The sequence below is a fragment of the Rheinheimera sp. 1928-s genome (genome assembly GCF_029269265.1).
Classification (GTDB): Bacteria; Pseudomonadota; Gammaproteobacteria; order Enterobacterales; family Alteromonadaceae; genus Pararheinheimera.
The window spans coordinates 343,862-362,111 of record NZ_JARIXP010000003.1; the positions used below are offsets into that span (position 1 = coordinate 343,862).

General features: G+C 46.6%; 22 protein-coding genes. 11 read left to right on the plus strand and 11 right to left on the minus strand.

The genetic code is table 11. From position 1 onward, the window contains the following. Complete coding sequence (locus P3C17_RS09245) at nucleotides 1-1,134, minus strand: type 1 glutamine amidotransferase domain-containing protein (protein WP_300929165.1); 1,134 nt, start codon at nucleotides 1,132-1,134, stop codon at nucleotides 1-3. Nucleotides 1,135-1,377: 243 nt separating this feature from the next. Beyond that, nucleotides 1,378-2,352, minus strand: a complete 975-nt coding sequence (locus tag P3C17_RS09250; RefSeq protein ID WP_300929166.1) for an alpha/beta hydrolase — start codon at nucleotides 2,350-2,352, stop codon at nucleotides 1,378-1,380. Nucleotides 2,353-2,625: 273 nt separating this feature from the next. Here P3C17_RS09250 and P3C17_RS09255 point away from each other — a divergent pair, with 273 nt between their 5' ends. After that, nucleotides 2,626-2,931 carry a TraR/DksA C4-type zinc finger protein gene (locus tag P3C17_RS09255; protein WP_300929167.1) on the plus strand — a complete coding sequence of 102 codons (306 nt, stop codon included), beginning with the start codon at nucleotides 2,626-2,628 and terminating at the stop codon, nucleotides 2,929-2,931. A gap of 18 nt (nucleotides 2,932-2,949) precedes the next feature. Next, nucleotides 2,950-3,198 carry a YdcH family protein gene (locus tag P3C17_RS09260; protein ID WP_300929168.1) on the plus strand — a complete coding sequence of 83 codons (249 nt, stop codon included), beginning with the start codon at nucleotides 2,950-2,952 and terminating at the stop codon, nucleotides 3,196-3,198. Between the two features lie 62 nt (nucleotides 3,199-3,260). Here the strand turns inward: P3C17_RS09260 and P3C17_RS09265 are convergent, their stop codons facing one another. Next, on the minus strand, nucleotides 3,261-4,703 hold the full coding sequence (locus P3C17_RS09265) for an amidohydrolase family protein (RefSeq protein ID WP_300929169.1): 1,443 nt from the start codon (nucleotides 4,701-4,703) through the stop codon (nucleotides 3,261-3,263). 226 nt (nucleotides 4,704-4,929) lie between these two features. On the opposite strand from P3C17_RS09265, the gene P3C17_RS09270 reads away from it, so the two are divergent. Together P3C17_RS09270 and P3C17_RS09275 are read left to right on the plus strand one after the other, a co-directional pair. Continuing rightward, entirely contained in the window at nucleotides 4,930-5,550 is a 621-nt protein-coding gene (locus P3C17_RS09270; protein ID WP_300929170.1) for a LysE family translocator, read from the plus strand. 152 nt (nucleotides 5,551-5,702) lie between these two features. After that, nucleotides 5,703-7,244 carry an alpha-L-arabinofuranosidase C-terminal domain-containing protein gene (locus P3C17_RS09275; protein ID WP_300929171.1) on the plus strand — a complete coding sequence of 514 codons (1,542 nt, stop codon included), beginning with the start codon at nucleotides 5,703-5,705 and terminating at the stop codon, nucleotides 7,242-7,244. A gap of 65 nt (nucleotides 7,245-7,309) precedes the next feature. Here the strand turns inward: P3C17_RS09275 and P3C17_RS09280 are convergent, their stop codons facing one another. Beyond that, on the minus strand, nucleotides 7,310-7,807 hold the full coding sequence (locus P3C17_RS09280) for a DUF1993 family protein (protein WP_300929172.1): 498 nt from the start codon (nucleotides 7,805-7,807) through the stop codon (nucleotides 7,310-7,312). Nucleotides 7,808-8,130: 323 nt separating this feature from the next. Between P3C17_RS09280 and P3C17_RS09285 the strand changes: the two genes are divergently transcribed. The 7 genes from P3C17_RS09285 to P3C17_RS09315 all read left to right on the plus strand — a co-directional run bounded on the left by P3C17_RS09285 (nucleotide 8,131) and on the right by P3C17_RS09315 (nucleotide 13,863). Beyond that, nucleotides 8,131-8,529: a BlaI/MecI/CopY family transcriptional regulator gene (locus P3C17_RS09285; RefSeq protein ID WP_300929173.1), complete on the plus strand. Its 399-nt coding sequence runs from the start codon at nucleotides 8,131-8,133 to the stop codon at nucleotides 8,527-8,529. 1 nt (nucleotide 8,530) lies between these two features. Further along, on the plus strand, nucleotides 8,531-9,913 hold the full coding sequence (locus P3C17_RS09290; RefSeq protein WP_300929174.1) for a M23/M56 family metallopeptidase: 1,383 nt from the start codon (nucleotides 8,531-8,533) through the stop codon (nucleotides 9,911-9,913). A gap of 16 nt (nucleotides 9,914-9,929) precedes the next feature. Further along, a complete protein-coding gene (locus P3C17_RS09295) occupies nucleotides 9,930-11,057 on the plus strand; it encodes a serine hydrolase domain-containing protein (protein WP_300929175.1) in 1,128 nt (375 codons plus the stop codon). 26 nt (nucleotides 11,058-11,083) lie between these two features. Further along, nucleotides 11,084-11,983, plus strand: coding sequence for an alpha/beta hydrolase-fold protein (locus P3C17_RS09300; RefSeq protein WP_300929176.1), 900 nt, complete (start codon nucleotides 11,084-11,086; stop codon nucleotides 11,981-11,983). A gap of 64 nt (nucleotides 11,984-12,047) precedes the next feature. Further along, complete coding sequence (locus P3C17_RS09305) at nucleotides 12,048-12,512, plus strand: DUF4920 domain-containing protein (RefSeq protein WP_300929177.1); 465 nt, start codon at nucleotides 12,048-12,050, stop codon at nucleotides 12,510-12,512. Nucleotides 12,513-12,551: 39 nt separating this feature from the next. Beyond that, nucleotides 12,552-13,367, plus strand: a complete 816-nt coding sequence (locus P3C17_RS09310) for a helix-turn-helix domain-containing protein (protein ID WP_300929178.1) — start codon at nucleotides 12,552-12,554, stop codon at nucleotides 13,365-13,367. A gap of 43 nt (nucleotides 13,368-13,410) precedes the next feature. Next, the gene (locus P3C17_RS09315; RefSeq protein WP_300929179.1) at nucleotides 13,411-13,863 is read left to right on the plus strand and encodes a carboxymuconolactone decarboxylase family protein; all 453 of its coding nucleotides are present in this window, start codon (nucleotides 13,411-13,413) and stop codon (nucleotides 13,861-13,863) included. Between the two features lie 51 nt (nucleotides 13,864-13,914). On the opposite strand, the gene P3C17_RS09320 is transcribed toward P3C17_RS09315, so the two are convergent. The 7 genes from P3C17_RS09320 to P3C17_RS09350 all read right to left on the minus strand — a co-directional run bounded on the left by P3C17_RS09320 (nucleotide 13,915) and on the right by P3C17_RS09350 (nucleotide 18,239). Next, the gene (locus P3C17_RS09320) at nucleotides 13,915-14,529 is read right to left on the minus strand and encodes a hypothetical protein (RefSeq protein WP_300929180.1); all 615 of its coding nucleotides are present in this window, start codon (nucleotides 14,527-14,529) and stop codon (nucleotides 13,915-13,917) included. 17 nt (nucleotides 14,530-14,546) lie between these two features. Then, complete coding sequence (locus P3C17_RS09325; protein ID WP_127685227.1) at nucleotides 14,547-14,780, minus strand: helix-turn-helix transcriptional regulator; 234 nt, start codon at nucleotides 14,778-14,780, stop codon at nucleotides 14,547-14,549. A 283-nt stretch (nucleotides 14,781-15,063) separates the two neighbouring features. Next, nucleotides 15,064-15,615 carry a hypothetical protein gene (locus P3C17_RS09330; protein WP_300929181.1) on the minus strand — a complete coding sequence of 184 codons (552 nt, stop codon included), beginning with the start codon at nucleotides 15,613-15,615 and terminating at the stop codon, nucleotides 15,064-15,066. Nucleotides 15,616-15,703: 88 nt separating this feature from the next. Beyond that, a complete protein-coding gene (locus tag P3C17_RS09335; RefSeq protein ID WP_300929182.1) occupies nucleotides 15,704-16,072 on the minus strand; it encodes a YbaN family protein in 369 nt (122 codons plus the stop codon). 15 nt (nucleotides 16,073-16,087) lie between these two features. Beyond that, on the minus strand, nucleotides 16,088-16,633 hold the full coding sequence (locus tag P3C17_RS09340; RefSeq protein ID WP_300929183.1) for an isochorismatase family protein: 546 nt from the start codon (nucleotides 16,631-16,633) through the stop codon (nucleotides 16,088-16,090). A 33-nt stretch (nucleotides 16,634-16,666) separates the two neighbouring features. After that, nucleotides 16,667-17,524 (minus strand): PA4780 family RIO1-like protein kinase, encoded by an 858-nt coding sequence (locus tag P3C17_RS09345; protein ID WP_233010909.1) that lies wholly within the window; start codon nucleotides 17,522-17,524, stop codon nucleotides 16,667-16,669. Nucleotides 17,525-17,642: 118 nt separating this feature from the next. Continuing rightward, the gene (locus P3C17_RS09350; RefSeq protein ID WP_300929184.1) at nucleotides 17,643-18,239 is read right to left on the minus strand and encodes a thioredoxin family protein; all 597 of its coding nucleotides are present in this window, start codon (nucleotides 18,237-18,239) and stop codon (nucleotides 17,643-17,645) included. Nucleotides 18,240-18,250: the final 11 nt, after the last annotated feature.

Consider the following 18,250-nt stretch of genomic DNA (forward strand, 5'->3'; position numbering starts at 1 on the left):
TTATCCTTGAGCTTTTGTCAGCAATTCTTGTGCTGCTTTGGAGTCTGGTTGTTGTTTTAGCACAGCTTTTGCAAGTTCAACAGCGCGAGTTATATTGCCCTGCTGCAGTTGTCCTTGCGCTAATGCCATTAAAAACTGCGGATCGGTAAAGCGGCCACTCACCATTTCCATCACTTGCACTGCTTGCTGACGCTCTGGCTCGGCTTCGGCAAATTGCAAAGAGTAGTAACCCCAAGCCGCCATCAGCGGAATATCTACCCGCTTTTCATCCAGTGGTTGTGGCACAGCTTGTCCAGCCAAAAACTGCTGAATTAAAGTGACAGCCTGTTCATCCGGATACGCCTGACGCTGTGCAGTTTTCAGTTCCAACTGACTTAACATCGCATCGACCAAAGCTGGTGTTGAGTAGGGGTTTTGCCCGGTAATCAGCTTACCATCCTGCACCACCAAGGGCAGCATAGGGCCAGTTTGTTGATACAAGGCTCCGGCTTTGGTTAAACCGTCCTGTAGTAAAAACGGATAAAGCGACAGCATTTCTTTGGCAAACATAGTTTCTTCCTGATTGCTAAAGCCTGCTACTTTTTTGCCTTGCAGCAACAGCGAACCATCTTTGTTTTTCACATGAATTAAAGCCGCAGGGCCATGACAAACCGCAGCTATCAGCTTCTGCTGCTGCGCCATATCCGCCAGTAATTGCTGTAAAGGCTGATGTTCGGCTAAGTCAAACATGGCGCCTTTGCCACCCAGTACCAGCGCAGCCTGATAGTCGTTCGCTTTAATCTCGCTGAGTTTTTTGCTGCCGGCCAGTAGTTGCATGGCTGCAGGACTGGCTAAGGCTGCCGCGTTATAAGGCTTGGTTTTGTTGTAGCCACCCACTTCAACTTTGCCGCCTTTTGGGCTGGCCAGCTCCAGCTGAACTTGCGGACTTAACAATTGATAAGCCATGGCATATTCATCAAATTCCAAACCAGGTTTTTTCGGGTCATCGGCCACGCCGTAACTGCTGGCAATTAATAACACTTTAGGTTTCTGAATAAGTTCTTCAGCCTGGGCTGCACCATTACACACAGCAGCACCCAATAGTGATAGTACGGCCAGCAGCCAAAGCCTGTTTTTACCTAATGTAGATTTCATCTTTTGTTACTCCGTTGTCAGGGTTCACCAGCAGAGTGACAAAACAAAAGTAAAAAGGGCGTGAAAAGCAATTAAGGCTGATAACACCCAAAGAGTTACAACTGAATGGCTGTATCAGGCGGGCCAAAACAGGCCCGCATACTCAATTGACTCTATCGGAAAAACAATCAATGGCAGAGATCAGTCAAGTACAGCGCCAACATGGATCTCGCAAAAACATGATCAACTGCATACAACAACTCCTCACTCCCGCAGTACGCTACTGCGGCGAAATTCATCCTGTGGGAACACCCTGCCATTTAGCATGCATTCAAAAATGTGTTTAAACACTAAACCCGCTTCACCCCGCTGCCGACCGCAAAGAAAGTACGAATGACCTTTAGGGCTGTCGTACAGATTGTTCAGATCGTCACAATCTACACTGTATAAGTTATGTGGGGTTTGGCTGATGTCTTCCGGCCCTGTATGACCCAGTCGGCGCGACGCCACCTTGTTTTTCAAATTAGCTACTTTACTGCTGCGTAAAGCCAAGTCGTCAGAGGCAAAATAGACCACTACATTACGTGAGGCGTCGGCAATGAGCTTGCCTGGTTGGTTTTTGTGAATGGACTCATTACGAATATCAGCCGCCACCATAAAGGTGTTGCGGAAAATTAACGGCACACCGTCGGCCAAATCATTTTTGTCCCAGTCGACCAAGGTCTGGCGCAACACCCTGTTTCCCATCGAATGAGCCAACACATTAATGCGCTTCAAACAAGGCGCAGTTTCTGGTTCGTTGGCAGGGGAACTGCGCCAGTCCATAAAAATACTTAAAGCGCGGGAGAAGGCTGCCGCACTTTGGTCAGCAGATTTTTGATCATCCCAATAGTCTTTCACTATGCCAAGATCAGCGTCACATGGCCAAACAACAGGCACAACCAACACTTCGTCCGGCTTTTCTGCATTACAAAGCTGCTGCAGTTCAATAGCAGATGCAAAGACATCATCCGGTAAGTTAGAAAAACCGTGAATATACAATAGCAATTGTCTAACCGGGCTCTGCTTTAACTGTCGCAAGAAAGCATCTCCCATCACTTCAGTGATATGCCCATCGGCATGCCGCTGACAAAAAAACACTGAATTACTTGGAGCATTGTTACGCAGATCAAATTCAAACTTCCGATTCGCTTTACTGAGAATTGATCCTTTTGGAAACCTATTGGTGATAAATAACATGGCAAATCCCTTCTGTGTAAATGACGTTTCACCCGAACCTTTTTCGGGCACAGAAAGCATAGACAGATAATGGGGAAATTCACTACAGCAGAGCAGAGTTTTCACTCATATTGCCCACTGCAAATGCTTCAAGGCTGACCGCAAGAGGAGGTGGTCGATTGCAACCTTAGCCCTGCGTCTTTTCACCTTGTTTTGCTCAGGTTTGTGCTGGATCAAAGACCAGTTAACTGAAAGGCGTAGCATGAGGGACAAAGCACAGACAGGATAAACGCAATGACCGATTATAAATCTGTACTGCTTGCATCAGAGCGTCAATTGCAACACAAGCTGGATAAACTCCATGCGGACTTTGGCATAACTGCTAACGCCAATAGTTCAGAGCGGGCACTGGAGCGCGAAAATGATGAAGTGCTGAATCAGCTGGAACGCCAGACCGCACAAGCGCTACAACAGGTTCGCAACGCACTGCACGCCATAGCTGTAGGGAGCTACGGTAGCTGCATTGATTGTGGTGAAAAAATTCAGGCAGAACGATTAGATCTTTTACCTTACAGCCTGCAGTGCCAGCACTGCGCCTAACCAAAAACGGGGAAAACTATGCCAGATAAACACGATTTACATGCTGAATTTCCGGAATACAAAGAACAAATCCATCAGTTAAAGCAACACAACAATCACTTTGCTGTGTTGTTCAACCGCTACCATGAAATTGACCACGAAATACACCGTATTGAGCAAGGCTCAGAAGTCTGCAGCGACGATTATCTCGAGCAACAAAAAGTACAGCGTCTGCACTTAAAAGATGATTTATACATGATGATCAAAGCGGCTGAAGCGGCAGTTTAATCACCAGGACATGACTGCCAGCACACCAAGCACAAAGGCCGGTTCAAATCCGGCCTTTGACTTTAATCGGCTTTTTGTTCCAGTTCCAGCTTACGTTTTTCAGCTTGTTGTAACAGTTGATCCAGCGTAGCACGGTCATATACTTTGCCCTGATACAACAAAGTTTCAATACTGCGACTGGCTTTAATATCAGTCAGCGGGTTTTGGTTCAGTAGAACTAAATCTGCTTTTTTCCCGACAGCTATACTGCCGTAATCCTTGTCCTGACGCATAAAACGCGCACCATTGATGGTAGCCGTTTGCAGAATTTGAGCTGGTGTTAAACCAGCCTGCTGGAACAACTCCAGTTCGTCATGTAATGCCTGAGCCGGGTAGACATAAGTGTTCAGTGCTGCTGAATCACTGCCTGCCAGCAAAGTGACACCAGCCTGCTGCAGATAAGGTAATTGACTGGCAATCAGTTGTTCTTTGTCTTTACGCTGTTGTCGCTGTTCCGGCGTTTCATTGGCCATACGGTCAATACGCCATTGATAGTTAGAAGTAAAATCTTTGGTCAGATACTTTAAAAACTCATCATGGCTATGGTCAGTGTCATGCAAATGCGCCAGTTGCTGGCCACCAATTAAAGTGGGGGTAACTGCTACATTCAGCTGTTTGAGCATGCGGTAGCCTTGCAGCGCCTGCTGCTGATTAAAACCTGTTTTGTAGTGTTCTGCTGCTTGTTGATTCGTCAGGGTTCCGGCTCGCACTCTGGCGGCAACAAGACCTTCATCAGCAAAACCCAAACGCAGAAGATAAGAAGCATGTTCAAGGCTGGATAATCCTGCTTCGGCCAATTGCGCAATACTGGTGCCATAAGGCACATGGCTGGACACTAACAAACCACGTTTTTTTGCTTCTTTAATGGTTGCCAGATATAAATCAGCTTGCAGAGTATTTTCAGTGATCTTGATAAAGTCGACCTGCATCTGCTGCAACTTATCCATACCAGCGAGCATATCGGCTTCGCTGCCTATTTCCAGATCGCCATCCCATAAAGAGTTGATGCCTTCAAACTTCTGACCAGCGGTAAAAATTTTAGGCCCAAGCAGCTTGTTCTGATTAACCTGCTCACGCCAGTTCAGCACTACAGGAGCTAAATTGCTGGCCGCCTCACGCACACCGGTAATGCCATAGGCCAGATACACAGGTAAAAGCAGCGCATTGTCTTCCACTAAGTCGCGGCCTTCAAAATGCACATGCATATCCCACAAGCCCGGAATTAAATAGCGGCCACCTGCATCCAGTTGCTGCGCCTTTGGGTAATCACTTAACTTTGCTTCAGGCAAAATTGCCTGAATACGGTCTTGTTTGATCACCAGCAACTGGTCTTGCACCAACTGGCCTGTTTCCACATCAACCAGTTGCAGATTATGCAGCACCAGCAAAGGTTCGTTTGCCTTAGGGGTGCAACTGAATAAAACCACAGCAGCAGTGGCAATCAACGAAAGACGGATTAATTTCATCATCAACTCACGACAAATAACAAAGGCCTTATAGTGCCGCAACTAGCTGAAATACCTCTAGCTCGTCAAACGCAGTAAAAGCTACGCTGGTCTTATTGCTGTTCTGTATCCAGTTGTTCCATTTGCTTTAAAGCACTTAAGGAAACAGTGTTATTACTTTGAGCCTGGCTGTGTTTTGCCGCAAAAGCTTTACCATAGCGCCAATTCAAAGCCGTGGATCACAGCAATGCAGCAGTGGTGGTTATTGTTTAGCATAGCCTTGGTGACAACCTTTTCACCTGGCCCTGCCGTATTATTTGCCGTCAGTAATGCTTTGGGTATGGGAGCACGCACTGCAGTATTTGGCTCTTTGGGCAATGTACTGGGGCTAAGCTTATTATCCTTGCTGGCTTTTGTGGGTTTAGGTGTGGTGCTTGCCGCCTCACCACTGGCGTTTTTTATGTTGAAAATAGCTGGGGCAGGTTATCTGGTGTATCTGGCGCTGCAGCAATGGCAGCAGAGCAAGCAAAACAAAGCTGTGCAGGCTGGAGTACCACAAAAACGCCGGCAAATATTCCGTCAGGGCTTTGTCGTAGCCATTACCAACCCAAAAGCCATTTTGTTTTTCTCCGCATTGTTTCCACAATTTATTCAGCCGGATCAGGCTGCATGGCCGCAGTTTAGCCTGCTAAACGTTACTTTTATTCTCTGTTCTTTAATTTCACATGGCAGCTATTTGTTGCTGGCACATAAACTTCAGCCTTACCTGCAGCAGCCTAAACCCGCCCGCTGGCTGAACCGGATCAGCGCTTTGTTATTGCTGTTAATTGGCGTCAGTTTGCTATGGACTGAAAGCGGTAGCTGGTAACTGCCGCTTTATGTTTTTTCTCAACACCTATTGATCTTTTTCCTTTCAAGTCTGTGAAACGTTGTTTTGTCCTACAATAGGATGTATAAAAACTGCACAGCATTCAACCTACTGCATAAATCAAACTCCATACCTATCAATGGGAGAACTCGATGAGAGTAATAAAACCACTATTGCTGGCCCTCGGTTTTGGCCTGAGCGCTACAGCGCTGGCCGCCACACAAATTCAGCTTGATAGCAGCACTCAAGGTGCTGTGATCAATAAAAATATCTACGGTCAGTTTGCCGAACATTTAGGCCGCGGCATTTATGAAGGTATTTGGGTTGGCCAGGATTCAAAAATTGCCAACACCAAAGGCTGGCGTAACGATGTGTTAGCCGCGCTAAAAGACTTACAGGTGCCTTTGGTCCGCTGGCCAGGCGGCTGCTTTGCCGACGAATACCATTGGCGTGATGGCATAGGCCCACACAAACAAAGACCAGTAAAAGTAAACACCAACTGGGGCGGTGTGGAAGAAGACAACGCTGTAGGCACCCATGAGTTTTTTGATCTGGTGGAAATGCTCGGCGCTGAAGCTTATGTTAACGGTAACCTCGGCACAGGTACGCCACAGGAAATGGCTGAATGGCTGGAATATATGACAGCCGAAGGCAAATCCACTTTAGCCGAATTGCGCCGTAAAAACGGCCGCGATAAGCCATTTAAAGTGCATTATTTTGCTGTGGGTAACGAAGCCTGGGGTTGTGGCGGTAATATGTCGGTGGAGTACTACACCAATTTGTATAAGCATTACACCACCTTTCTGAAAACTCCGGCCAACAATACGCCCAAATGGATAGCCAGTGGCAGCCATGGTGAAGACACTTCATGGGCAGACTACATGACAGCCAATATCAAACAAAAAATGGATGCGGTGAGTTTCCATTACTACACCTTGCCTACAGGCCAATGGGATGTGAAAGGCGCAGCGCTGCAATTCCCGGAAAGTGACTGGATCAGCACCATGCACCGTACTCTGGCAATGGATGGTTTTATTACCAATAACAAAGTGGTGATGGATAAACATGATCCAGAGAAAAAAGTAGGTTTTTATGTCGATGAATGGGGCACCTGGTATGACGTTGAAAAAGGCGAGAATCCAGGCTTTTTGTACCAACAGAACAGCTTAAGAGACGCCATAGTAGCGGCACTGAACTTCAATATTTTCCATAAGCATGCCGACCGGGTGCATATGACCAATATTGCTCAGATGGTGAACGTATTGCAGGCCATGATACTGACAGATAAGGAAAAAATGCTCCTGACTCCTACTTACCATGCCTTTAAAATGTATGTGCCGTTTCAGGATGCCACCGCCTTACCGCTGAAGCTGAGCAATGTACCAGATTACAAACTGGGTGAGCTTTCAATACCAGCAGTCAGTGCCACAGCAGCAAAAGCCAAAGACGGCCATGTGTATCTGGCGCTGGTAAATGCCAATCCAAACAAAGCAGAAACAGCAGAGATCAACCTAGCAGGCATTACTATCAACAGCGTATCAGGCCAGTTACTGACAGCTGATGCGATGGACGCGCACAATACCTTCGCCAAACCAGAGGCCATTAAGCCAAAAGCTTTTAGTGCCAAAGGTAAAAACGGTAAGCTCAGCCTGGAGTTACCTGCGAAATCAATACTGGTTGTAAAAGTACAATAAGTGAATATGGGGTCAGAACACATTAGTTACGCATAACTAATGTGTTCTGACCCCATTTTTATCCCCTACCTTAGAAAAGAAAAACCTGCCGGATACTGATGCCAGCCATCAAAATCAGCTTTGCTTAAAGGCACCTGCTGAGCACGGGCTATGGCGTATACCATGCTGTAATGAAAGTAAAAATTAGGTAAGGCATACAAATAGACAAACTGCTCACCCGCCAGCTCCAGCTCTGCAAAACCCGCTGTGGTTGCTATAGGTTTTTGCTGCCAACCAGCAAAGTCTGGTGCTGTCAGCAGTGTTAAATAATCCAGACTCAACTGAATTTGTTGCTGTAGATCCAGCCACACAGGCATAGGTTTAGTAAAATTTGGCACTTCTTTTTCACATAAAGCACAACAAGCACGCAATGAAAAACCAATAGCAGTCTGCGCTTGCTGCCAGAGCGGAAACTGCTCAGCCGTTAAAGCAGCATCCAGCAAATCGGCATCATGCTGCTGAATTTTCTGCAACAACAAGGCGAACTGGCGCAAAGGATGAATAAAAAGCTCGTTGGGTAACATAGAGATATCCTTGCTCAATGCTAAAAATCTTTGGTTTAGTTACAGATATAACCCGTTCAGCAGCATCAGCATAACGCCAAAATGGGTTTAATACAGCCTGTTGATGTTGATGGTATCGACATGACGCAAGAACGTGTCGAAAAAATACGTTTTTTTAAACATGGCTTCTTGATATGTCGATGGTATCGACCTATTTCAGCTTGGGTAAGAACAAAATTTGAAGATTAATTACACTCACCGCGACAAATGTCGCAGATTTCACTTGACCACAATGTGACATCTGTCGCACTCTAAAGGCATAGTGAAATCACAGATTCAATTTTATGCACCAACCTACTGCTCCTGAGCTGGAAATTCTGAAGTTACTTTGGTTAAAACAACCTCTTACCGCGCGTGAATTGCATGACGAGCTGGAATCAGTGCTCGGCTGGGGTTATTCCTCTACCCGCAAAACTCTGGAGCGGATGGGTGAAAAAGGTTTTGTCGCTTGTGAAGCTTTGGGCAATAAAAACAGCTACAAAGCGCTACTGGACAAAATGCCGACGCTGGCGGCTTTTGCGCAGGATTTTGGCCGCAGGGTGTTTGAACTGAATGGTCCTTTGCCTGTAGCTATGTTTGCCAACAGCAAGCTGGTGAATGCGGATGAAATAGCTGACTTAGAAAAACTGCTGGCCGATTTAGCCCAGCAGCAAAATGCGCCAAGCAAAAAAGACGGGGCTTAAGATGGCTGAACAATTGTTGCTTTCTTTACTGCTTTGTAGCCTGTGGTCCGGACTGCTTTGGTTTGCGACTCAGCCTTTACTGAAAAAATTTAGCGCTTTGCAGCATTGGCCTGCTTTGTATTGGTGCCTGCTTATTTTAAGTTTTTTACCTTTATTACCTATGCCAGAGCTGTATCAAAGCTGGACTGTGCCTTCAGTATTATTGCTGGACACAGTGACGTCAGTGCAGGTTTTAGCAGCTCAACCGCAACATCCCAGCTTAGTGGAACCTGCTGTGAATACGACGTTTTATTGGCATATCACCTTAAGTGTTGTATGTATTGTCAGTTTGTTACTGCTATGGCGCTTAGTGAAACAATGGCAACAAGTACATCAACTGATCGCTCAGGCAGAACAGGTAGATACAGCGTCCTTACTAAGCCAGGCACAGCTTGAAGTCTTGCCTCAGCGTTTTGAAATTCGCCAAACCCAGGCTGCAATTTCGCCTTTTGTTGCTGGCTGGAACCGTATGGTCTTGGTGTTGCCCGCTTATATCGAGGATATGTCAGAGCAGCAGCGCCAGTTATTGATCGATCACGAACTGGTGCATTTGCAACGACGCGACCCACAACAGCTGTTACTGCTGCGTATTCTGGTGGCTTTATGTTGGTTTAACCCTGTATTACGACTGATTGAACAGGCCTTTATCCGCAGTATGGAGTTGGCGGTAGACAAAGCCGTACTGGCAAAGCAACCCGAACAAGCACTGTTGTATGGTAAAACCTTACTTTGCAGTTTAAAGCAAAGTCAGACAGAGCAAATGCCAGCGCTGATGCCGGGTTTTATTCAAAGCAATGCAAGCCAAAGTTTTTACCAACAACGTTTGCAGCAGTTATTTCAGCCTGCACCACAGTTGTCATACTGGCAAAAATGGCGCGCTACAGCAGTGTTATGCTGCACGGCTTTACTACTGAATGTGGGTTGCGCTCAGCTTAGCTTCAGCTCGCCGCCACAAGAATGGGTATTGCCTGTTGGCAAAGTGCCTATCAACTCTTTTTATGGTGAAAAACACCCGTTTCGCAAAAACCGCCCACATCAGGGGCTGGATTTTGGTGCTAAACGTGGCGCCACGGTAAAAGCAGCACAAAAAGGCAAAGTACTGATTGCCGACGACAAAAGCTTACATGACAGATATGGCAAAACGGTGTTGATTGACCATGGTCACGGTTATCAAACCTTGTACGCCCATCTGGATGATTTTTATATAAAACCAGGCCAGACGGTAGAACCAGGCCAGCCTATAGGCAAAGTGGGGTCGACAGGCCGGGTGACTGGGCCACATTTACATTTTGAATTGCTGGTTGACGGAAAACAGCAAGATCCAACTCCTTATTTAAAGTTGTAGTAGTTAAGGCAACCTGATGAAATTATTTATAAAAACCACCTTATGCAGCCTCTTGCTTTGCGTTTTTTCAACCTCAGCACAGTTTCAGCAAACCGAACTGCTGCAAGGGCTGGATTTGCAGTTTAGGGTGCAGCTAAACAAAGCCAAAGTGCCAGGTGGTGCTTATGCCGTAGTGCGTGGCAACCAGATTATTGCTACTGGCAGTTATGGTGTGCGGGCAATGGGCAAACCGGACAAAATTGATGCCGACACCGTATTCCGGCTGGCCTCTGTGTCGAAAACCTTTACCGGAGGCATCAGCGTATTGGCGGCGCAGCAAGGTAAAGTCAATTTAGATTTGCCGCTGATTAATTATGTACCTGAATTTAAATTAAAAACCGCTGCTGCTACCCGGCAAATTAAAGTGGATCAGGTGCTTAGCCAAAGCACGGGATTAATGCCTCATGCTTATGAAAATATGCTGGAAGACAAACAAACGCCGGAGCAAATTTTACCTAAATTCCGGGAACTTGACCCAGGCTGTAAACCCGGTACTTGTTACAGCTACCAGAACATTGTGTTTGCTTTGTTGGATCAGGTGCTCAATCGTGGTACAGGTCAAAGCTACGAAGAATTATTACCCGAACGTATTTTTAAACCTCTGCAAATGAACACAGCTTCGGTGGGCTATGCTCCTTTTTTAGCCTCTGAAAACAAAGCTATGCCACATAAAAGAGGCGGCAAAGGCTGGCGCCCTGTCAAAATCGACCCGAACTTTTATTGGGTCAATCCGGCCGCTGGTGTCAATGCCAGCGTCAATGATATGGCCAAGTACCTGATTGCCATGTTGGGGCATAAACCCGGCGTATTCAGTGCTGAAGCTTTAGCTCAGTTGCAACAACCTATGGTGAAATTACGCGGCAAACCTCGCTGGCCGGTGTGGCAACAATTCAAGCAGGTATCAAGCTGGTATGGCCGTGGTTGGCGTGTGATCCAATACGATGAAAACAAACTGTTTTATCACGGCGGTGTCGTCGATGGTTTCCGGCCTTATATCGCGTATTCACCAGAGCAGGACATAGGTTTAGTACTGCTAACCAATGCCGAAGCGGACATCACAGGCGATTTAGCCAAATGGTTCTGGCAACAGGTTTTAAGCTCTTAATTCTTAACCATTCAGAAGGATTCGCCATGAGGTTATTTATAGTTCTGTGTGCATTGTTCAGCCTGAACTTATCGGCGGACGAACAATTTCCGGCCTGGGAATTACCTAATACCCAGGTGCATCAGCTACCAGCGCAAAACAGTGGCCGCCATTACGAAGTTTGGGTTGAACTACCGCCATCCTATGGCAAAACAGAGAAGAAGTTTCCGGTACTCTTTGTGTCTGATGCCAATTACGCCTTTCCGCTAATTCGTAGCATCCGCAACCGTTTAGGTGCCGGTGGTCAGAATATTGAAGACTTTGTCATTGTAGGTTTGTCCTACGCCAAAGAAGATAATCCAACCGATAGCCGCAGCCTGGATTACACCCCAACCAATATTCTGGCGAATAGCAAAAAACGCAGCAAACATTTAACAGCTAAAGCTTATGGCGGCGCGGCTTTATATGCAGAGTATCTGCGACAACAAGTGATCCCTTTTGTGCTGAACCACTATCAGGTCAACCCAAAACGTAAATTGTTTGTTGGACATTCTTATGGTGGCTTATTAGGCGCACAAATACTGCTGACCCAGCCCGCTACGTTTGATACTTATATTCTAAGCAGCCCGTCGTTGTGGTTTGACGCAAAAACTATGTTCAGGCTGGAACAGCAGTACGCGACCAACCACAAAGATTTAACAGCTCAAGTGCAGCTGTATGCCGCTGAATTTGAACAGATAAAACCCGGACCAAGGTATGCCACCAGAGTCGACCTGCTCGCCGATATGAAGCTGTTTGAAAAAACCCTGAAAAGCCGGAACTACCCAGGTTTACAGATTCAAAGCCAGATTATTGCCGACGAAGATCATTTATCAGTGTTCCCTTCGATGATAAGCCGGGCTTTGGTTAAACTATTGCCTGGGCATGGCCCTTATACGCCGGGCTGATGACAGCCTTGTGCAGTCAGCGCATAATGCTTTTAACCTTGAATAACGAGCACAGGAGAGCACTATGAAATTAGTTAAACAAATACTGCTGACTACAGCACTGACTTTCGCTGCCTTTAGCACTTCAGCCAGCACTTTTGGTGGTGTTGTGGATAAAACCAAGCTGGTTGAGGTCGCTGATATTCTGGCGAAACCACAAAGCTACCTGCAGCAACAAGTGACGGTCAAAGGCACTGTGGAAGCGGTCTGCAAGAAAAAAGGCTGCTGGATGCAATTTGCGGCCGATGCTAATCAGCCGACTTTTCGCATTAAAGTAAAAGACGGCGATATGGTGTTTCCGGTGAGCGCCAAAGGCAAAACTGCTTATGCCAGTGGCAAGCTGGACCCTATCGAAATGGATTTAGAATCGACCCGTGAATATTTGGCGCATAAAGCCGAAGAACAAGGCGAAGCCTTTGATCCGCAAAGCGTCACTGAAGCCATCACTTTGTATCAGTTAGTGCCTGTCGCTGTTGAGATTGCAGATTAATCATTGTAGGGACGACCTTTATGGTCGTCCGGAACTCACATGAGCACTCAAGAGTTGTATTTTCAGCCCAACAGCAGCTTGACTGCTTTGGGTTTTAGCCAGCATCTGCCATCTGAGCAGCTAAAACCCTGGGTGCAGCAATACTGGACCATACAGGTTCCAGAGCAAGTGGATACTACACAACCTTATCCACAATATCCGGATGGCGGCAGCAATCTGACCTTTGAATTCCTGCCAAACCAGCTACCCTCGGCCTATATCCACTACAGCCAACAATTAAACCAAAGTTCATTTTTGCCAGGCCAGCATTTGCTGAGTGTGCGTTTCCTTGCCACAGGAGCTTTTCAGTTATTGGGCGTTAGTCCTGCCGAGCTGACGAAAGCAGCATTGGATATTCGCCTATGCAATCTGGTGGGCCTGGATTGGTTATTGGATCAACTGGCGAACAGCTCTAATCTGCCAGCCCGGCTTACAGCTATTGAATGTTGGTTATTACATTTAGCCGAACAGAGGGTGTCAAATACAACTTTGGTGCAAAAAAGCCTGACACTATTGCAGCAACCAGCCGCCGATTTGCAGCACTTGTACAGCCAGTTGCCAAAAAGCCGCCGACAGTTTGAACGCTTGTTTAAGCTGGAAACAGGTTTATCACCCGCGCAATTACAGCTGCTGTTTAAAGTAAAACTGGCAAGATTTTTAATCAGTAACAACCCAATCATTGACTTAGCCAGTGTGGCACAGCAAGCTGGTTTTTATGATCAAGCTCATATGCATCAGCATTTTGTCCGCATCACAGGCCAAACCCCGGGCCAGTATAAAAAACGTAAGATGTCGCAATTCTCCAATTCTGCCTGATAGCATGCCAGTACACTGAACACCTCAACTAACGGAGGTATTTATGTCAAAACGTATCAGTCGTAATGCGGTGTATAAAGGCCAGCCTGCTATAGTGCAGCATCTGGTGGGCTTAGCCAAAGCGGCCGAAGATTCTGGTTTGGATAAAAGCCTGATCCACTTAATGAAAATTCGGGCTTCCCAATTAAATGGCTGCGCCTTTTGCCAACATATGCATGCCAATGAAGCGAGAAAAGATGGTGAACAACAACATCGGCTGGATGTATTGCCATCCTGGCAGGAAGTGAAATCTGCTTTTACAGCCCGCGAGCAAGCAGCGTTAATCTGGACTGAAGCTTTAACTTTAGTGGCAGGTAAAGGGGTGTCGGATCAAGACTATGCTACTGTTGCAGAGCACTACTCAGAGCAGGAAATTTTGAACCTGACGGCGCTGATCGTCACCATCAATAGCTGGAACCGCATCGCAGTGGCCTTTCATTTTCAGCCTGAGTTTTAAAGCGTTATCGAATAGACGGGCGGGCACAAGGCCCGCCCCATGTTTTTAGCTTTACACCAGTTCCAGTTCTTGCGGCTCTTTCAAAAAATAGAATGCAAGCAACAACAGAGCCACAGGAAACAGAAAAATAGTACCAGGGCTTAAGAAAATGCTGAACTGCAAAACACAACAAAGCAACAGCACTACGGCAAAACATTTTAACAGGCCAGAAGCCGCGGTTCGCTTTAACAACAAAACAATGGCCAACACAAATGCAACCACAGCATAGGCAAACAAAATACCAAGTGCCACAGCAACTGTAGTTTCAGCGATCATGCTAAGTTGTGCATCCGGCATAACGCCACCTGAAAACACGATCACCAGATCAACCACTACTGTGGCGTGAAAGGCCACAACCAGCAAGGTCATCACAAGTAACAACACAGCTGCCGACCCCGACTGCAAACGCTCTGCAAAACTACGACGCAAACTCAGGTACACATACACCTCAAGTGCGCCTATCAGCACAAAAGCCAAATCTGACCAGCTGAGTTTCAGCAAGTCCGCTTTATATACTTCCATAAAGTTATCTGAACTCAGATGAAAGATATATAACCAGTACACCGGAAAACACAACGCCAATAACAAAGCCGCAATGCCCGGCCACAGATACTCATGATTTCGCATAAAACCTCCTGTTTAACTCAAATGCCGTTTTTGTCTTTTGCAGAGTCATCGGCAACATATTGCAAAATATCGCCAGGCTGACAGCTCAGAGCCTGACAAATGGCGGCCAGCGTACTAAAGCGGATAGCCTTCACCTTACCGGTTTTTAGCAACGACAGATTGGTCATGGATACCCCAACCTGTTGCGATAACTCGGTAAGCGACATCTTCTTTTTCGCCAGTTCTATATCGAGATTAATTTGTATGTTCATAGAAGTTGAATCTAGCTGACAATTTTATGATGATCAACTATTTTTTTATGTTTATCGTAAAATATTCAGCATAACAAATGATGGACTAAGTCCAGGACTGAACCTGAGCAGGGGGTGAAGATGCAGTTTTACAGTGATCTAGCGTAAACGGACAGGCGGGCGGGGATAAACTTTTTCTGGTTTTATGCTCAGCAAATAGACGGGCGGGCACAAGGCCCGCCCCTACGTTTTTTTCCATCAAAATTTTCGTAGGGGCGACTTTTATGGTCGCCCGCAGCCATGACTAGGCAGTGTTTCCAGCATCCACCACACGGCGCTGCATTTGCACCAGCGTGATTAAATAACAGATGACTGTGACTAAAGCGGCAGAGGTAATGGAATTCAGCGGTAACCATAAAAAAGCAGCAAAAAGGCCAAAAGCGCGCATCAATAAATGCTGTAAACCCAGCTTGTGTTGAATAATCCAGCCGTATAAAGGCCAGTGAATGGCTAAAGCTAAAGCCAGACTAAAAGGCACCAGTTTGGGTTGAGCGAACAGCAAAATTATATGCAAAACCCAGAGTGAGTTGGCCATAATGACACCTGTCAGCATCAGCTTGCCCAAGATATGGCCTTTCATAAACATATCTTCGTTGCGCCATTTGGCAAACAACAACGCCAGTGGAAAAATAGCGCCTGAGCCAAACAACATCACCAGCAATACGGTGTTAAAAGGCAACAGCAGGCTAAGCACCAGCACCACTGACCAAAACACTGTGCCAGCCAATGGCATAGACATCGACTTGTTACTGCGCTGTTCAAACTCCTGCCGAAGCTGGCTTAAAGTAAGTTCCATCACACACTCCTTGTTTAACATTATGTAAACAAATTAGTGCGCAATGATGCAGCTGTCAAATTTTAAATTGTTGATTTAAAAGGAACAATCAGGCTTCAGGGCGACGCCACAACCAAATAGCAACACAGCAGAGAAAAGGTGGTAACAGCAGTTTGAGCAAAAAAGGAGCAGGGGATAGCAGTAACATAACCACAGACAACGACATCATGCCTAGCGCCATATATTTGGCTTTACGGGGTACAGCGCCTTGTTCACGCCAGCGCTTTAATGGCGGACCAAAACTGGGATGCTCTAATAACCAGATTTCTAACCGAGGCCAACCTTTGCCTGCAGACCAGGCAGACACCAACAAAAATGGCACTGTGGGTAAACCGGGCAAGACGACGCCTATTAAGCCCAACAACAAACTGATACCAGCGAGCAAACGCCAGCAGGAGACTTTTAGCAGCTTTAACATTACAACTTCATCGGACTAGCGGATCCAGCCTTTGCTGATGGTACGGAAGTTATCTGTACCAGCTTTATCCAGCCACTCAAAAGCCAGCATTTCTTTACTGATAATCTGGGCACCGGCCTGCTGTAAACGCAACAAAGCCAGTTGACGGTTTTGCTCAGTACGGGAGCCTACAGCCTCTTCCACAATAAACACCTGATAACCGGCAGCTAAGGCATCCATTGCACTTTGCAGCACACAAACATGAGTTTCGGTGCCGATGATCACCAGTTGGGTTTTACCGCTTAGTTTTAAACGCTCAGCAATCAGAGGTTCACGCAAGGCGCTGAAATGAATTTTTTCCATCACATGGTCTTCAGGCACTAACTCGGCTAAAGCAGCTAAGGTAACACCCAAACCTTGTGGGTATTGTTCGGTAGCAAGCACAGGCACGCCAAGCTGTACGGCAATTTGTAATACCCAGGCAGCAGCTTGTTCTACTTCTTTGCCTTGATCGATCACCGGAGCCAGTTTTTCCTGCATATCAATAAGCAGAACCATACTGTCACTTTGTTTTACAAGCATGTCTTGCTCCTGAACCCAAAGTATCAGGTTCTGTTAATCCGGTTCATTGGCGGCCTGTTGCCGTTCTTTGCGCTCTTGCATTTCAGCAAAAGCGGCGTTGATTTCATCCAGCACAGCGCCAACATCAGCCGCCTGTTCTGCTTCAGCGAATTCGCCTGTCAGTTCGGTATTTGGATTTAAATTACCGGCTTCAAATAAGGCCCAGATTTCTTTGGCATATTTAGTGGCAGCAAGTTCAGGTGCAAACTGAGCGTAATATTGGGTGATGTTATTAACATCACGCTCCAGCATCCACTGCGCATTATTATTGGCAGCAGCGTCTACGGCTTGCGGCAAATCGATAATGACAGGGCCTTGTGGGTCCTGCAGTACATTAAATTCGGATAAGTCGCCATGCACCAAACCGACCGACAACATGCGCAGAATATCCTGCATCATGGTTTTGTGGTCACGGCGGGCTTGTTCGGCGGTCAGTTGAATATCATTTAAACGAGGGGCAACATCACCTTCGGCGTCTAAAATCAGTTCCATCAGCAAAATGCCGTCAAAACAGCCATAAGGCACAGGCACCCGTACACCAGCGTCGGCCAGTTTGTACAAGGCATCAACTTCAGCGTTTTGCCAGCTTTCTTCGGCTTGTTCGCGGCCAAAGCTCGAGCCCTTTTCCATAGCGCGGGCCCGTCTGGAACTGCGTACTTTACGACCTTCCTGATACTGCACGGCTTTTTTAAAGCTGCGCTGACTGGCGTCTTTATACACTTTGGCGCAGCGAATATCGTCCCCGCAACGTACCACGTATACGGAGGCTTCTTTGCCACTCATCAGTGGCCTGAGTACTTCATCCACCAGACCTTCGTCGATCAGCGGCTGAATGCGTTTTGGAGTTTTCATTGCGCACTTATACCTTGTTTAACGCAGGCGTAAAAGAGTAAATCCGATTTTTTATCAAGGCAAAGAAACAGCCGCTGATGAAGGCGGCTTTCTATGAGGCACAATATACCAGTCGTACTTAATACTTGATACTACAGCCGTATGGCTTAGTCACGGCAGGATTAGCCGGATTACCTGCCAGTACTGCTGTTAACGCATCAGAAAAATAGGGTGTGGCTTTGGCAATATCGTCCACTTTGGCTGACGGAATGCTGTCGATACCGCCCATATATTGCAATACACCTTTTTTATCAATTACATACATATGAGGTGTGGTTTTGGCATCATAAGCTTTACCTGTGACACCTGTTTCATCAAACAAAACGGCATCCGGAGTTGCATTACGGCTGCTGGTCAGCTCATCTGCTTTAGCAGGAGTCACATGGCCTTGTTTGCCCGGAGCTGATGAAATCACTGTCAGCCAGACCACATCATCAGTGCCAAACTGTTTTTGTAAGCCCTGCATATTGCCGCTGTAATGTTTCACCACAAAAGGACAATCGTGATTGGTCCATTCCAGCACTACAGTTTTGCCAGCAAAGTCGGCCAACGAATGGCTCTGGCCTTTGCTGTCAGTCAGGTTGAATGCCGGTGCGGCCTGACCGACTTGAGGTGCGGCAAACAAACTGCCAGCAAAAAATAATGCAGATAAACTTAAAGCAAGCTTGAGTTTCATGGTTTAACTCC

Excerpts from the sequence above, each read along its gene's own strand:
- P3C17_RS09260 (WP_300929168.1), top strand. The coding sequence starts at position 2,950 with ATGCCAGATAAACACGATTTACATGCTGAATTTCCGGAATACAAAGAA.
- P3C17_RS09270 (WP_300929170.1), top strand. The coding sequence starts at position 4,930 with ATGCAGCAGTGGTGGTTATTGTTTAGCATAGCCTTGGTGACAACCTTT.
- P3C17_RS09335 (WP_300929182.1), bottom strand. The coding sequence starts at position 16,072 with ATGTTAAAGCTGCTAAAAGTCTCCTGCTGGCGTTTGCTCGCTGGTATC.
- P3C17_RS09350 (WP_300929184.1), bottom strand. The coding sequence starts at position 18,239 with ATGAAACTCAAGCTTGCTTTAAGTTTATCTGCATTATTTTTTGCTGGC.
- P3C17_RS09255 (WP_300929167.1), top strand. The coding sequence starts at position 2,626 with ATGACCGATTATAAATCTGTACTGCTTGCATCAGAGCGTCAATTGCAA.
- P3C17_RS09250 (WP_300929166.1), bottom strand. The coding sequence starts at position 2,352 with ATGTTATTTATCACCAATAGGTTTCCAAAAGGATCAATTCTCAGTAAA.
- P3C17_RS09340 (WP_300929183.1), bottom strand. The coding sequence starts at position 16,633 with ATGCTTGTAAAACAAAGTGACAGTATGGTTCTGCTTATTGATATGCAG.
- P3C17_RS09280 (WP_300929172.1), bottom strand. The coding sequence starts at position 7,807 with ATGTTACCCAACGAGCTTTTTATTCATCCTTTGCGCCAGTTCGCCTTG.
- P3C17_RS09330 (WP_300929181.1), bottom strand. The coding sequence starts at position 15,615 with ATGGAACTTACTTTAAGCCAGCTTCGGCAGGAGTTTGAACAGCGCAGT.
- P3C17_RS09320 (WP_300929180.1), bottom strand. The coding sequence starts at position 14,529 with ATGCGAAATCATGAGTATCTGTGGCCGGGCATTGCGGCTTTGTTATTG.
- P3C17_RS09315 (WP_300929179.1), top strand. The coding sequence starts at position 13,411 with ATGTCAAAACGTATCAGTCGTAATGCGGTGTATAAAGGCCAGCCTGCT.
- P3C17_RS09295 (WP_300929175.1), top strand. The coding sequence starts at position 9,930 with ATGAAATTATTTATAAAAACCACCTTATGCAGCCTCTTGCTTTGCGTT.
- P3C17_RS09305 (WP_300929177.1), top strand. The coding sequence starts at position 12,048 with ATGAAATTAGTTAAACAAATACTGCTGACTACAGCACTGACTTTCGCT.
- P3C17_RS09245 (WP_300929165.1), bottom strand. The coding sequence starts at position 1,134 with ATGAAATCTACATTAGGTAAAAACAGGCTTTGGCTGCTGGCCGTACTA.
- P3C17_RS09285 (WP_300929173.1), top strand. The coding sequence starts at position 8,131 with ATGCACCAACCTACTGCTCCTGAGCTGGAAATTCTGAAGTTACTTTGG.
- P3C17_RS09325 (WP_127685227.1), bottom strand. The coding sequence starts at position 14,780 with ATGAACATACAAATTAATCTCGATATAGAACTGGCGAAAAAGAAGATG.
- P3C17_RS09275 (WP_300929171.1), top strand. The coding sequence starts at position 5,703 with ATGAGAGTAATAAAACCACTATTGCTGGCCCTCGGTTTTGGCCTGAGC.
- P3C17_RS09310 (WP_300929178.1), top strand. The coding sequence starts at position 12,552 with ATGAGCACTCAAGAGTTGTATTTTCAGCCCAACAGCAGCTTGACTGCT.
- P3C17_RS09300 (WP_300929176.1), top strand. The coding sequence starts at position 11,084 with ATGAGGTTATTTATAGTTCTGTGTGCATTGTTCAGCCTGAACTTATCG.
- P3C17_RS09290 (WP_300929174.1), top strand. The coding sequence starts at position 8,531 with ATGGCTGAACAATTGTTGCTTTCTTTACTGCTTTGTAGCCTGTGGTCC.
- P3C17_RS09345 (WP_233010909.1), bottom strand. The coding sequence starts at position 17,524 with ATGAAAACTCCAAAACGCATTCAGCCGCTGATCGACGAAGGTCTGGTG.
- P3C17_RS09265 (WP_300929169.1), bottom strand. The coding sequence starts at position 4,703 with ATGAAATTAATCCGTCTTTCGTTGATTGCCACTGCTGCTGTGGTTTTA.